This window comes from Nocardioides sp. IC4_145, assembly GCF_011250565.1.
GTDB lineage: Bacteria > Actinomycetota > Actinomycetes > Propionibacteriales > Nocardioidaceae > Nocardioides.
The window spans coordinates 1-13567 of sequence record NZ_JAANMS010000012.1; the positions used below are offsets into that span (position 1 = coordinate 1).

The window sequence follows — 13567 nt, forward strand, 5'->3', positions numbered from 1 at the left end:
GCGTGACCTCGTCGGTCGCCGCCGAGATCCTCCACGCCGACGTGCTCGGCGTCGCCGGCTTCCGGGCCGTCGACCTGGGCCTCGGCCCGGTGCGCGGCACCGTCGGCGACGGGTCGCCCCGCGTGACTGCGCGGGCGGCGAACCTCGACGCCGCCCTGCTCGGCCAGCAGCTCCCGGGCCTGCTGGCGGAGGCCGAGCAGGCCGCGCCGCCGGACAACGCCACCCCCGACACCGCGAGCATCGTGCCGACCAGCTCGTTGCCCGGCGTGCTGACCCTCGGTGTCTCCAACGCGTCGGCACGCGCGCGCCTCGGGACCGGCGGGCAGTGCCTGCCGGGCGTCCCCGATGTCTCCCGCTCCTCGATCCGCACCGCCGACGCCGCCGTGCTCGACATCCCCGCCGTCGGGTCCCTCGTCGAGGTCCCCGGCACCGTGAGCCTCGAGCAGTCCACCCGTTTCGAGGCGAGCAGCCAGGGCAGCAGCCGGCGCACCGTGGTCGCCGAGGCCGTCGGCTCGGCCGTCGACCTGCGCCTGCTCGGCGCCAACCTCACCGTCGGCGTGGCGAGCGCGCCTCGGCTGACCGCACGGGCGACGGGCAGCGCCGCCACGTCGACGGTCACCTACGACCGTCCCGTCGTCACCGTCGGCGCGGCGGGCCAGCAGGCCCAGCCGCTCGCCCCCGGCGTGCCGTTCCGCCTGCCCGTGCCGGGCAACCCGCTGCTGCGGCTCGAGCTGTCGCTGGGCGAACAGACCCAGACGATCTCCCCCGGCGGCACGTCCGTCCAGGCCCGGGCCAGCCTGCTCGACCTCGAGCTCGAGCTGCTCCCCGGCCTGCTGGGCGGCAGCGGCCTCACCGTGGCCGACGTCGACCTCTTCCCCATGCAGGTCTCCGCCACCAACGTCGCCGGCGGCTTCGACTGCGGCACGGAGGCCGGCGCCCAGGACACGGACAAGGACGGCCTGACCGACGCCGAGGAGAACAGCGGCAGCAAGAACCCCTTCCCCGCGCCCGGCAACCCGGACGGCAAGACCGACCCCACGAAGCCCGACACCGACGGGGACGGCCTGACCGACGGTCGGGAGGTGCAGATCGGCACCGACCCCAACGACGTCGACACCGACGACGACGGCCTGACCGACGGCCAGGAGGTCAACACCCACCGCACCGACCCGCTGCGAGGTGACACCGACGGCGACGGGCTGGGCGACGGCCGCGAGGTCAACACCACGAGGACCGACCCGAGGGATCTCGACACCGACGACGGCGGCGTCGACGACGGGACCGAGGTGACCCGCGGGACCGACCCGAACAACCGCGCCGACGACAACCCGACGACCGACACCGACGGCGACGGCCTGACCGACGCCCAGGAGACCTCGGGCTCCGCGAACCGGCTCTACGGCAACCGGCCGACCAACCCGGCTGTCGCCGACACCGACGGGGACGGACTGAGCGACGGTCGCGAGGTGCAGCTCGGCACCAACCCGAACGACGCCGACACCGACGACGACGGGCTCACCGACGGCCAGGAGGTCGACACCCACCGCACCGACCCGCGCGACGTCGACACCGACAACGGCGGGGTCAGCGACGGCCAGGAGGTCGTCAACGGCACCAACCCCCGCGACGTCCCTGCCGACGACCTGACCGTCACCCCGCCCGCCGGCCAGAACGACCGCGACGGCGACGGCCTCACCGACGCGCAGGAGACCAACGGCTCGGCGAACGGCGCCTTCGGCAACCGGCCCACCGACCCGAACGACGCCGACACCGACAACGACGGCCTCGGCGACGGCCAGGAGACCAGCGGCTCGGCGAACGTGCGGTTCAACGGCCAGCCGACCGACCCGAACGACGCCGACACCGACAACGGCGGGGTCATCGACGGCGTGGAGGTCCGCAACGGCACCAACCCGCGCGACCCGAGCGACGACGTCGCTCGGGTGGACAGCGACGGGGACGGTCTCAGCGACGGCGAGGAGACCTCGGGCTCCGAGAACGACGCCTTCGGCAACGAGCCGACCGACCCCCGCGACCCGGACTCCGACGACGACGGCGTGAGCGACGGCGCCGAGACCGACGCCGGCACCGACCCGAACAGCGCCGACACCGACGACGACGGGCTCACCGACGGCCAAGAGGCGGACGCGGGCACCGACCCCAAGGACGCCGACACCGACAACGGCGGCGTCGAGGACGGCGCCGAGGTCGACGCCGGCACCGACCCGCTCGACCCGGCCGACGACGACCCGGTCACCGGTGCCGACCCGGACGGTGACGGGCTGGACAACGGCGAGGAGGCCGCTGCCGGCACCGACCCGCTCGACCCGGACAGCGACGGCGACGGGCTGCGCGACGGCGCCGAGGTGAAGACCCACGGCACCGACCCGCTCGACCCCGACACCGACGACGACGGCCTGCGCGACGGTCGCGAGGCGAACGGCACCCGGACCGACCCGTTGGACAAGGACACCGACGACGACGGTCTCAACGACGGGCGCGAGGTCAAGCAGACCAGGACCAAGCCCCGCCAGAAGGACACCGACAAGGACGGCCTGAGCGACGGCCGCGAGGTCAAGCAGCTCAAGACCGACCCGCGGAAGAAGGACACCGACAAGGACGGCCTGACCGACAAGCAGGAGGTCACCGGCTCGGCCAACAAGCGCTACGGCCGGTGCTCCACCAACCCGAAGCGGGCCGACACCGACCGCGACGGCCTCAAGGACGGGGCGGAGGTGCGCAAGCACAAGACCAACCCGTGCGACCGCGACACCGACAACGGTGGCCAGAACGACGGCAAGGAGGTCCGCGCGGGCAGCGACCCGCTCGACCCGGGCTCCTGGCCGAAGAACCCCCGCCAGCCTGCTCGCAGGAGCGGCTGACCGGGACCCGACCGCACCTTGGCGGGGCGGGGGCGGGCGCGGACCTCACGGTCCGCGCCCGCTTCGCCTTTCTGGCGACGTCCCGTCGGCGGCCCGCCGATAGATTCCTCGCATGCCCCTCCTGCCCACCCTCCTCGACGCCGCGACGCTGCCGGTCCGCCTGGCGACCGCGGCCACGCAGACGACCCTCCAGCTCGGCCGCCTCGCCTCGCCCGACGGGCCCGTGCGTCGGCCCGGTGGCTACGCCGACCTGCTCCTGCGGGTCGTCGGCGAGCAGGGGTACGCCGAGCAGCTCACCCGCCTGCTCATGGACGAGGACGGCCCGTTCCGGCTCGCCGGCGCGCTCGCCGACCTCGTCGCCCCCGACCGCCCGTTGGGGCGGCTGCTGCAGCGCGACGGCGTGCTCGACCGGCTGCTCGCCGAGGACGGGCCGCTGGTGCGGCTGCTCGCCGACGGCGGCGCCCTCGAGCGGCTCCTGGCCGACGGCGGGCCGCTCGACCAGCTCGCCGCCCGCGAGGGCGTGCTCGACCGCCTCGTCGCGGCCGGCGGGGCGCTGGACCGGCTGACCGCGGAGGGCGGCGTGCTCGACCGCGTGCTCGCGCCGGGCGGGCTCGCCGACCGCGTGCTGACCGAGGACGGCTTCGTGGAGAAGCTGGTCGCCGAGGGCGGCACGCTCGACCAGCTCGTCGCCCTGGGCGAGACGCTCGAGGCGATCCAGCCGCGGCTCCAGGAGCTGGCGGCGCTCATCCCGTCGCTCGCGGACTCCGCCGACTCCCTGGGCCGGGCGGTCGGCCCGCTCGGCGAGCTGGCCGGCCGGCTGCCGCTCAACCGCCGGCGCGCGCTCGGCGCAGGACCGGCGTGAGCGGCACCGACGCCCGGCCTGACAACCGCGACGGCGACCCGGGCGCCCCGGACTCCCGCCACCACCCGCCGCTGCCGCCGGTGCGGGTCGAGCGACGGGCCGTGGACGAGGCGGAGTCCCGGCAGGCGAACGGACCGGACTGGGACCGCTACGCCGACGAGTACCAGGCGACGCACGGCGAGTTCCTCGGCGACGTCGGCTTCGTCTGGGGACCCGAGGGGTTCACCGAGGCGGAGGCGGGCGTGCTGGGCGCGGTCGCCGGGCGTGACGTGCTCGAGGTCGGCTCCGGCGCCGGGCAGTGCTCACGCTGGGTGCGCGCCCAGGGTGGCCGGGCCGTCGGGCTCGACCTCTCGATGCGCCAGCTCCAGCACTCGCGCCGCATCGACGACCAGACCGGCGTGGTCGTGCCGTCGGTCCGCGCGACCGCCACGGCACTGCCGTTCCGCGACGCGTCGTTCGACGTCGTCTTCTCCTCGTTCGGGGCGCTGCAGTTCATCAGCGACCTGGAGGTCGCGGTCGCCGAGACCGCGCGCGTGCTGCGGCCGGGCGGCCGCTACGCCTTCTCCATCACCCACCCGACGCGGTGGATGTTCGCCGACGACCCCGGCGAGGCGGGACTGGTGGCGAGCCAGTCCTACTGGGACCGCACGCCGTACGTCGAGGTGGACGACGCGTCCGGCGAGGTGTCGTACGTCGAGCACCACCGCACCCTGGGCGACTGGATCGCGGTGCTGGCCGGCGCCGGCTTCGTCGTGACCGACCTGCTCGAGCCGGAGTGGCCGGCCGGGCACGACCGCGTCTGGGGCGGCTGGTCGCAGGTCCGCGGGCGACTCACCCCCGGCACCGCGATCTTCGGCGCCACGCGCGCCTGAGCCGGCCGGGCCGAGGCCCGACCGGCTCAGGGGCTGGACGCGTGGTGGCTCAGGTCAGGCGGGCATCGCCGCGGCGCGCGGGCTCGCCGCGTGCCGGGGCCGGCCGACGAGCAGCAGGAGCGCGCCGAGGACCAGGGCGACCGCACCGCCGATGAAGCCGATCCGCGGGACGGTCTCGGTGATCAGCGTGAGGTTCGCGGCGTTGTCCTTGGCCTCGCTGATGCTGGTGGCCAGCTGGTCGTCGGTGAAGGCGACGTTGAGATCAAGGACCTGCGTGCCGTCCTCGAGGTAGCGCTGCTGCGACTGCTCCTGGTTGACGACCGCGCCGGTCAGGGGCTCGACGTAGATGTCGACGGCCTGGCTGTAGGTGCCGGGCGTGCCCTCGGCGACCTCGATCGCCTCGTCGGCGACGCTCGAGGCGAAGTGGTAGACGGTCAGCCCGTCCATCTCGGTCTCCTCGAGGAACTCCATGGGGACGGTCCGGCCCAGGGTGCCGTCCCAGTAGTGGTAGTCCTTCTTCTCGGTGTCGAAGGGGAACTTGTTGACGATGCCCTCGTACGGCGTGGAGCCGGCCGGCAGGTTCTCGTGGTCGCGCCCCAGGGCCGAGACGCGGTCGGTGGCGAAGGTGCCGACCGTCGCGGAGACCAGCCGCTCGTCCTCGCCGTCGACGCAGGCCGGGGCCGCGCCGTCGGAGTTGTCGACCACGCACGAGGTGTTGACCCAGATCGTCGTGTCGTCGGTCGAGGCCTCGCTGTCGGCCTTCGTGATGCTGGTGACGTTGACCGGGAAGGTCTCCCCCAGCTTCGTCGCCGTGCCGTCCAGGCGCGTGGTCTGGTCGACGTCGACCGGCGTCTTCTTCACCACCCCCGGTGCCCACGTGGTCGTGAGCAGCCCCGCCACCACCAGGAAACCGCCGATGGCGATCAGTACGCGTCCAGCAATCTTTCGCACCGCATTCCCTCCCCAGGAAAGTCGTCGAACGCGAACGTAACGCGCATCACACTCCGCGTGCACCGTTTCCTCGAAAACCCGCCGTACTTCGTCCGGTACGGGCGGGGACGGGCAGACTTCGCGCGTGCGCGCAGCGATGAGACGACTCGCCCGGGCGCCCCGCCGGGGCGCCCTGCCACCGCTCGACCCCCGGGCGGTCGTGCTGGGCTCGGCGGTGGCGATGGTGCTGGCGCACGTCGGCTTTCGCACCTGGGCGGTGTGGGGTGGGTTCTTCTACGGCGACGACTACCAGCTGGTCCGCGAGGGTCGGGAGGCCGGGCTGTCGGCCGCGGGCCTGGTCGAGCCGTACGCCGCGCAGTTCATGCCGTTCGGGCGGTTCCTGGGCTGGCTCGGGGCCGTGCCCGACCACCTCTCCTGGCCGCTGCTGGCCGCGACGAGCATCGTCATGCAGGCCGTCGCGGCAGTCGCGTGCCTGTGGATGCTGCTGACGCTCTTCGGGGTGCGCGGCCGGGTGCTGGTGCCGCTCGCGCTCTACCTGTCGACCGCGATGACGATGCCGGCGTTCATGTGGTGGGCCGCGGCGTTGAACCAGGTGCCGATGCAGGCGGTGTTCTTCGCAGCGGTCGCCGCCTGGGTGCACTACCTGCGCTCGCGCCGCCTGCGGTGGCTGGCGGTGACGCTGCTGGTCCTTGCCTTCGGGCTCTGCTGCTACGTCAAGACCCTCCTGGTCTTCCCGGTGCTCGCCTTCGTGGCCCTCTCCTTCTTCGCGACCGGGGGGCCCGTGCGCCGGGTGGTCACGGTCGTGCGCCACTACTGGCCGGCCGTCCTCGCCGGGATCGCCGGTGGCGTGGCGTTCCTCGTCTACTACGTCGTCGCCGTGCCGCAGATCTCCTCCGACGAGCGTCCGGTCGGCGCGGCGGAGCTGGCTGGCCGCCTGGTCGGCGACTCCTTCACGACCGCGCTCTTCGGCGGCCCCTGGCACTGGGACACCGACATCGCGCCGGTGTCCCGGGCGGTGCCGCCGACCTGGGCGGTCCACCTGTGCTGGACCGGCATCGCCCTGGTGGTCATCGGGATCGCGCTGCGCCGCGACCGCACGTTGCGCGCCTGGGTCCTGCTCGCGGCGTACGTGGCAGCCGACTACGTCCTGCTGCTCACCACCCGCGCCCCGGTGGTCGGGGCGGTCGTCGGCACGGAGTACCGCTACCTCACCGACGCCGCGTGCGCGGTCACCCTCTGCCTGGGCCTGGCCACGATGGAGCTGCGCGGGGCCGACCAGTCGAGCCGCACGCGGGCAGAACCGCTCCTGGCCCGCGCCCCGGGGCCGCGCTGGATCGCCGCGGCCACCGTGCTCGTCGCCGTCTCCGGGACGCTCAGCTCCTGGGCCTACGCCCGCGTCTGGCACGTCGAGAACCCCGGCAAGGACGTGCTCGCGGCGGCCCGGGACGAGCTCGACGGCTTCGGCGCCCTCGACCTGGCCGACCAGCCGCTGCCCTCGAACGTCAGCGGCGCCTTCGGCGCGCCGTACAACCTGACCTCGACGCTGCTCCCCATGCTCACCCCGGCCGCGCGCTTCCCCGACAGCACCGACCGGCTCCACCTGCTCACCGACGACGGGCGGGTCGTGCCGGCCGAGGTCGACGAGGCCACGGCGGCGCTGCCGGGGCCGGTGCCGGGCTGCGGCTGGCGCGTGCGCGGAGAGTCCCGGGTGCTGCCGCTGGAGACCCGCGCGGTCGGCGTGCCGTGGTGGCTGCGGATCGAGTACCTCACCTCCGGCGACACCGGCCTGCGGGTGACGGCCGGCGGCGACACGACCACGGCCGACCTGGCCGGGGGCCTCGGGACGGTGCTGGTGCGGATCGACGCGGAGCAGTCGTTCGGCGCGATCACCCTCGACGGCCTCGACCCGGGTGTCACTCTGTGCGTGGACGAGCTCGTGGTGGGCCAGCCCGAGACGGAGGAGGACCGATGACGACCGTGGCGGCGGCTCCCGTCGAGCTGGACACCGACGTCAGGCCCCGGTTCCCGGCGCTGGACGCGATGCGCGCGGTCGGCGCGCTCGCCGTGGTCACCACGCACGTGGCGTTCTGGTCCGGCGACTACGGGCGGCACGGCTTCTGGGGCGTGACGCTGGCCCGGCTCGACGTGGGCGTGGCGGTGTTCTTCGTGCTCTCCGGGTTCCTGCTCTCCCGGCCCTACCTCGCCCGAGCCGCGGCGGGGCTGCCTCGTCCGGCGACCCGGACCTACCTGTGGCACCGGTTCCTGCGGATCACCCCGGTGTACGTCGCCGCGGTCGTGCTCGCCCTGTCGTTCATCCACGACAACCGCGACCGCAGCCCCGGCGGGTGGGCCACGACCCTGCTCATGCTGGACACGTTCGTCGCACCCCGGCCTCCGGACGGCCTGACCCAGATGTGGAGCCTCGCGGTCGAGGTCTGCTTCTACCTGCTGCTGCCGCTGCTGATGCTGCTCGCTACCGGCCGCCGCGCCCTGCGGCCCCTGCGCGTCGCGCTCGTCCTGGCCGCGATGACCGTGGTGACCGTGTGGTGGCACCTCGACGGCGCCGACCGGGCCGACGGCCTCTCGGACGGCAGCCCCGAGCAGTGGCTCCCGGGCTACCTCACCTGGTTCGCCGCCGGCATCGGGCTGGCCCTCGTGCACGTGCTGGCCACCCGTGGCGCCCCCGCAGCGCGGCGGTTCCTCGCTGTGGGCCGGCAGCCCGGGGCGTGCTGGACCGTGGCCGGGGCGCTGCTGCTCGTCGCCTCGACCCCCCTGGCCGGCCCGGCGCTGCTCATCGCGCCGACGACGTCGGAGTCGCTGACCAAGAACCTGCTCTACACCGTGATCAGCCTGCTGCTGGTCCTCCCCGCCGTGGTCGCCGACGAGCGCAGCGGCTTCGGGCGGTTCATGGGCCACCGGGTGGTCCGCCGCCTGGGCCTGACGTCGTACAGCCTCTTCGCCCTGCACCTGCCCGTGCTGCACCTGGTGATGTGGCTGACCGGGTGGCAGATCTTCGGCGGCCACGGCCTGCAGCTGTGGCTGCTGACGATGGCCGGCAGCCTGGTCGCGGCCGAGCTGGGCTACCGGCTGCTCGAGGTCCCCGCGATGCGGCTCAAGCGCCTGGTCCGGCCGCCACGCGAGGAGCCGACGGCGGCCACGACGGCGACGAACGGCACCAGCGCGAGGTAACCGACCCACGCGTCGTTCCCGGCCCAGCCGGAGCTGCTCCCCCACGGCGTGACGGCGTACGCCGCGGCCGCGAGCAGCACGGGCAGCGCCAGCGCCCAGGGACGCACCTCGGGCGCGCGCCGCCCGAGCAGCACGAGCGCGCCGGTGGTGACCGCCCCGACCACAAGGCCGATGGTCCCGCCGACCAGCCCGGCGCCGGCGAGGGCGAGGACGACGGCGACGGCCGGCGGCACGCGCCGGTCCGTCAGCGGCGCGGGCGTCGGGCCGGTCCACCGGCGGCGGGTCAGCACGACGACGGCGAGCAGCGCGAGCAGGGCGACCGCGCCGCCGACCAGGCCCGCCCGGTAGGTCCGGTCGGGGGCGAAGTGGACCTCCACCGGCTCGTCGCCGGAGACCCGGAAGCCCTGCTGCCAACCGTCGAGGACGACGGGCTCGAGCTCCTCCCCGGCCTGGGTGGCGACCCAGCCCGGGTTGGCGTTCTCGCGCAGCGCGACCACCGTGTCGCCCGCCGCCGGCTGCAGCACGCGACGGACCGGGCCGGCCAGGTCCTCGGCCGCGGCGGTCGCGGCGGCGGCCGGTCCCGGGTCGTCGATCGAGGTGAGCACGACCGAGGCCGTCTCGAAGGCGCCGCTGCGGGCGGCCGTCACGTCGACCGTCCCGGCCGGCAGCAGGACCGGCGCGTCGCCGGTGAGGACGCCGCACGGCTCGGCCGGGACCTCGACCCCGCGCAGCAGCTGGAGCGGCGACGCGGTCACCGCGGTGCGCAGCCGGCGGGCGCCGACCTGCACGTCCGGGCCGGACCCGCACGGCTGCCGGACCTCCTCGGCGGAGGGACGCAGCGGGAAGTAGGGCACGCCGGTCAGGGTCACCTCGCCGACCCCGATCGGGACCTCGCTCGTGGAGCCGTCGAAGGTGAGGTCGCTGGCGCGCTCGGCCGACAGCACCCGGATGCGCACGCCGTCCGCGCGCACGCCCGCGAACGCCGACCGGCCGTCGCGGCCGAGCTCGACGTCGCGCTCGGCGACGATGCGCCCCCGCCGGGTGAAGGTCAGCACGACGTGGTCGGGCAGCCGGGCTGCGGTGTCGAGGTCGACGTCGAGGTCGATGCCGGTCACGAGTCGAGGGTCGAGCCAGGAGAGGACGAGCTCGACCTGCTCGTCGTCGGGGCCGGCGAGCCAGGCGCTGCTGGGGTCGCCGTCGATCGCGGCGACCGCCCCGGCCCGCGGGTCCGGCAGCGCCAGCGAGGACGCCGCGGCCGCGCCGGCCCGGTCCCGGAGGACCAAGGCATCCAGGGCGCCGCCGGCGCGGGGGCGCGCGGTCAGGGACACGTCGTACGCGCCGGCCTCGGGGAGCTCGAAGGAGCGGCGCACGACGGGGCCGTCCTCGGCGGACCGGTCGCGCCCGACGGCGCACCGGTCCTCGAAGCCGATGACCACGCAGCCGGTACGGGCGTCGAGGTCGGCGTTCATCACCACGACGTCGGGGCGGCCCCACGCCTCGGGCAGGGTCGGCAGCTCTAGGACCCGGCGCACCGAGAGCCCGGGCACGTCGACCTCCGCGAGCGCGAGGCGGTCCGCCGAGGGGCCCTCGACGGCCTCCACCCGCAGCCAGGTGACCCCCGTACTGCCGTCCTCGGCGAGCGGGAGCAGCACGCGGCGGGTGCCGCCCGGGCTGATCGTCACAGGCTCTGAGGCGCCGTGCTCGGTGACGGCGCGCAGGCGCTGCCGCCCCTCACGCGTGGACGCGGTGACGGTGAGCGACTCCACCTCGAGCGGCTCCTCGAGGTCGACCCGCCACCAGGGCGTGCCGTCGGCGCTGAAGCCGGAGTCCCACGCCGTGTCCACCGCGCCGTCGAGCGCGGCGACGGGCAGCGCGCCGCGGTGGCTGCCTCCGGCGGCGTCGGCGTCGGAGAGCGAGGTGGACGCGGAGACCGAGCGCGCGCCCTCGAGGCGGCCGGTGGTCGTCCAGCGGTCCATGTCCGTAAGCGGGTAGTCGCGGACCGGACGGTCGGCCTGCGGGCCGTCGCCCGGTGTCGAGACCGACGAGGTCCCGTCGTGGATGCGGGCGAACGAGCGTTCCCGGTCGCGCAGGCCGTCGGTGAGCACGACCCGGCCGGGCGCCGCCCCGTCGGGCGCGGCCGGGACGTCGGGCGCGAGCACGACCGGCGCGTCGCCGAGCACGTCGAGGTCGAGCAGGTCGGGCAGGTCCTCCGGTCCGGCGGCGACCACGGTCGGGTCGTCGGCGGAGACCGCTGCCAGCGGCGTCGGGGACACGGCGTACACCTCGACCGCGGCGTGCTCGGTCTGCCGTCCGCCGTTGACGAGCACCCGCTCCTGGCCGTCGCGCAGGTGCGCCTCGCCGCCGATCGGCGGTCCGAACTCGGCCACCCGCTCGATGCCGGGCGACGCGTCGAGGGCCTGGTGCACCAGCACCGGGTCCGGCACGTCGCTGGAGCGCTCGAGGTCGTTGCGGACGACGAGGTGCTGGACGCCGGCGCGGCGCAGGGCCGCGGTCAGCCCGGGCGAGCCGTCGCCCTCGGCCAGGCGCCGCTCGATGCCGTCGAGCATGCGGATCGTGGCGGGCGGGGTCAACGGGATGACGTTGCGGACCGCCCAGCGCGAGTCCGCCAGCCACTGCATCGGCTCGTCAGCGGTGTCGCCCCACAGGTACTCGCCGAACGGCGACCCCGGCACCAGCAGGGCCGTGCCGCCGCTGGACTCCGCGGCCACGTAGTCGGCGGCCTCGTGCCAGTACTCAGGCACGCCGAGGGTCGCCCCGGTCGGCTGGACCCGGCCCTGCACGGCAGGGGCCGCGCACCCGACCACGGCGACGACCGCGGCGGCCACCAGAACCCGTCGGTTGATGCGGTCCGCGCGCGGTGCGTCGGGCTGCTCGTGCAGTGCGGTCACCATGCGCTCGACGACGAAGGCGAGACCGAGCACGAGCGGCAGCCGGATGATCGGGTCGAACTTGTGCACGTTGCGCAGCGGCGCCAGCACCCCGTCGAGCAGGTCGGCCACCGGCGCGGCGAGCCAACCCTCGACGGCGCCGCGGTGCCCGGCGGTGACCATGACGACGCCGACCAGCAGCGACAGGCCGAGAAAGGCGCGGTGCGGGGTCCGGCGGTCCAGCAGCCCGGCGACGCCGAGGAGCAGCAGCACGCCGCTGAGCACGATGACCCAGGAGGTGCGGAGCAGGTCGTTGCCGGCGCGCGAGCCGGCGTCGGCGTACGGCACCCAGTTGGAGGTCCCGCGCAGGGCGTCGAAGACCGTCGTGGGGAACGTCGTCACCGTCGTGGTCTCGATGAAGTCGAGGAACGGCGGGCTGTAGGCGCCCATGACGAACAGCGGGACCAGCCACCACAGCGTGCCGAGCGCGGTGAACAGCGGCCACCACAGCATCAGCGCGCGACGCCGGGGCCCGGGGGTGCGGGTCAGCAGCCACACGATCCCCAGCGGCAGCACCGCGAAGGTGGCCGCGGCGTTCACGCCGCCGACCATCGCGACCGCCAGGGCGGAGAGCGCGGCGGCCCGGCGCGGCGATCCCTGCGTCGCGCCGCGCACCAGCGGGAGCAGCACCCACGGCGCGAGCGCGCTCGGCCACGCCTCGATCGAGATCGGGCCGAGCGTGGTCAGCAGCCGCGGCGAGAGCGCGAAGGCGAAGCCGGCGAGCAGGCAGGCCAGGTCGGAGCGGACGCCGAGCGCGCGGGCGACCTTCGCCGTGCCCGCGAACGCGACCGCCATGACCAGCCCCTGCCAGAGCCGCTGGACGACCCAGCCGGGCAGGTCGACGAGCCAGCCGAGCAGGAAGAACGGCCCCATCGGCCAGAGGTAGCCGTACGCCTGGTTCTGCAGCTGGCCGAAGGCGCCCTCGGCGTCCCACAGGTGGAGCGCGCGGGAGAGCCAGTCGGCAGGCGCCAGCGCGAGGTCGAGCTTGGTGTCCGCGGCGAGCAGGCCCGGGTCCTGCACGAACGCCAGGCCGACGAGGACCGCGCAGGAGGCCAGCAGCCGGAACCGGAAGGTCACCGCTTGCGCAGGACGATCACGAGGTTCCACGTCACCACCTCACGCAGGAGAGGCACCCGCAGCAGGAACCGCGACCAGCGCGGGTTGTAGCGCGGGGCGAGGTCGACGACCTCGGCCACGCCGAGCTCCTGCTGGGCCCGCGCCCAGCGCAGGCCGGCCCCGGCGGTGACGGCGAAGAGCGACTCGCCGTACCTGTTCTTCGGCTCGTGGCCGTGCTTCGCGGCGTACCTCCGCCGCGCCCGCCGCCCGCCGAGGTAGTGCCACGGCGCGGTCTCGTGACCGCCCCACGGGCCGAACCAGAGCGTGTAGGAGATGAAGACCGTGCCGCCGGGGCGCGTCACGCGCACCATCTCCTCGGCCATCCGCCACGGGTCGGGCACGTGCTCGAGGACGTTGGAGGAGTAGCAGACGTCGACCGAGCCGGTGCGGAACGGCAGCTCCATCCCGCTGCCGACGACCGTCCCCGAGGCGATGCCGCCGAGGCCGGCGAGCTCGCCGACGTCGGCGTCGAGGGCCCAGTACGTCGCACCCTCTGCGCGGAAGGCGTCGCGGAAGTAGCCCGGTCCCCCGCCGACGTCCAGGAGCACCGCGCCGTCCAGCGGGACGTAGGTCGACAGCTGGTCGGCGGAGTCCTCGGCCAGCGCGGTGTAGAAGCGCGCCGGGTCGTCCTGCTCGTGGCCGAACTCCCGGAAGAGGCGGACCGAGCGGCGCAGGGTGGCCTTCCAGGGCCGCCGCTGACGGGTCGTCGGGGACGGGGTCTGGCTCGGCACGCCGGAACCTTACCCA

8 protein-coding genes are annotated in these 13567 nt (G+C 74.9%); 5 read left to right on the plus strand and 3 right to left on the minus strand.

Annotated elements, in window-relative coordinates; genetic code table 11:
* The 3 genes from G6553_RS07420 to G6553_RS07430 form a co-directional block, all read left to right on the plus strand.
* The coding region (locus G6553_RS07420; protein ID WP_207619476.1) for a hypothetical protein at positions 1-2882 on the plus strand (2882 nt) is incomplete at its 5' end.
* Positions 2883-2994: 112 nt separating this feature from the next.
* Positions 2995-3744, plus strand: a complete 750-nt coding sequence (locus tag G6553_RS07425) for an ABC transporter (protein ID WP_166190623.1) — start codon at positions 2995-2997, stop codon at positions 3742-3744.
* Positions 3741-4616: a class I SAM-dependent methyltransferase gene (locus G6553_RS07430; RefSeq protein ID WP_347565569.1), complete on the plus strand. Its 876-nt coding sequence runs from the start codon at positions 3741-3743 to the stop codon at positions 4614-4616. The genes G6553_RS07425 and G6553_RS07430 overlap by 4 nt, the downstream gene beginning before the upstream one ends.
* A 54-nt stretch (positions 4617-4670) precedes the next feature.
* Here the strand turns inward: G6553_RS07430 and G6553_RS07435 are convergent, their stop codons facing one another.
* Positions 4671-5567, minus strand: a complete 897-nt coding sequence (locus tag G6553_RS07435) for a DUF3068 domain-containing protein (RefSeq protein ID WP_166190625.1) — start codon at positions 5565-5567, stop codon at positions 4671-4673.
* Between the two features lie 124 nt (positions 5568-5691).
* Between G6553_RS07435 and G6553_RS07440 the strand changes: the two genes are divergently transcribed.
* The gene (locus tag G6553_RS07440; protein ID WP_166190627.1) at positions 5692-7539 is read left to right on the plus strand and encodes a hypothetical protein; all 1848 of its coding nucleotides are present in this window, start codon (positions 5692-5694) and stop codon (positions 7537-7539) included.
* Positions 7536-8756, plus strand: coding sequence for an acyltransferase (locus G6553_RS07445; RefSeq protein WP_166190629.1), 1221 nt, complete (start codon positions 7536-7538; stop codon positions 8754-8756). Before G6553_RS07440 ends, G6553_RS07445 begins: the two co-directional genes overlap by 4 nt.
* Here G6553_RS07445 and G6553_RS07450 read toward each other — a convergent pair.
* Together G6553_RS07450 and G6553_RS07455 are read right to left on the minus strand one after the other, a co-directional pair.
* On the minus strand, positions 8648-12781 hold the full coding sequence (locus G6553_RS07450; protein ID WP_166190631.1) for an alpha-(1->3)-arabinofuranosyltransferase family protein: 4134 nt from the start codon (positions 12779-12781) through the stop codon (positions 8648-8650). The two genes, G6553_RS07445 and G6553_RS07450, sit on opposite strands and share 109 nt — an antisense overlap.
* A complete protein-coding gene (locus G6553_RS07455; protein WP_166190633.1) occupies positions 12778-13551 on the minus strand; it encodes a class I SAM-dependent methyltransferase in 774 nt (257 codons plus the stop codon). The genes G6553_RS07450 and G6553_RS07455 overlap by 4 nt, the downstream gene beginning before the upstream one ends.
* Between the last annotated feature and the right edge of the window lie 16 nt (positions 13552-13567).

Excerpts from the sequence above, each read along its gene's own strand:
- G6553_RS07425 (WP_166190623.1), top strand. The coding sequence starts at position 2,995 with ATGCCCCTCCTGCCCACCCTCCTCGACGCCGCGACGCTGCCGGTCCGC.
- G6553_RS07445 (WP_166190629.1), top strand. The coding sequence starts at position 7,536 with ATGACGACCGTGGCGGCGGCTCCCGTCGAGCTGGACACCGACGTCAGG.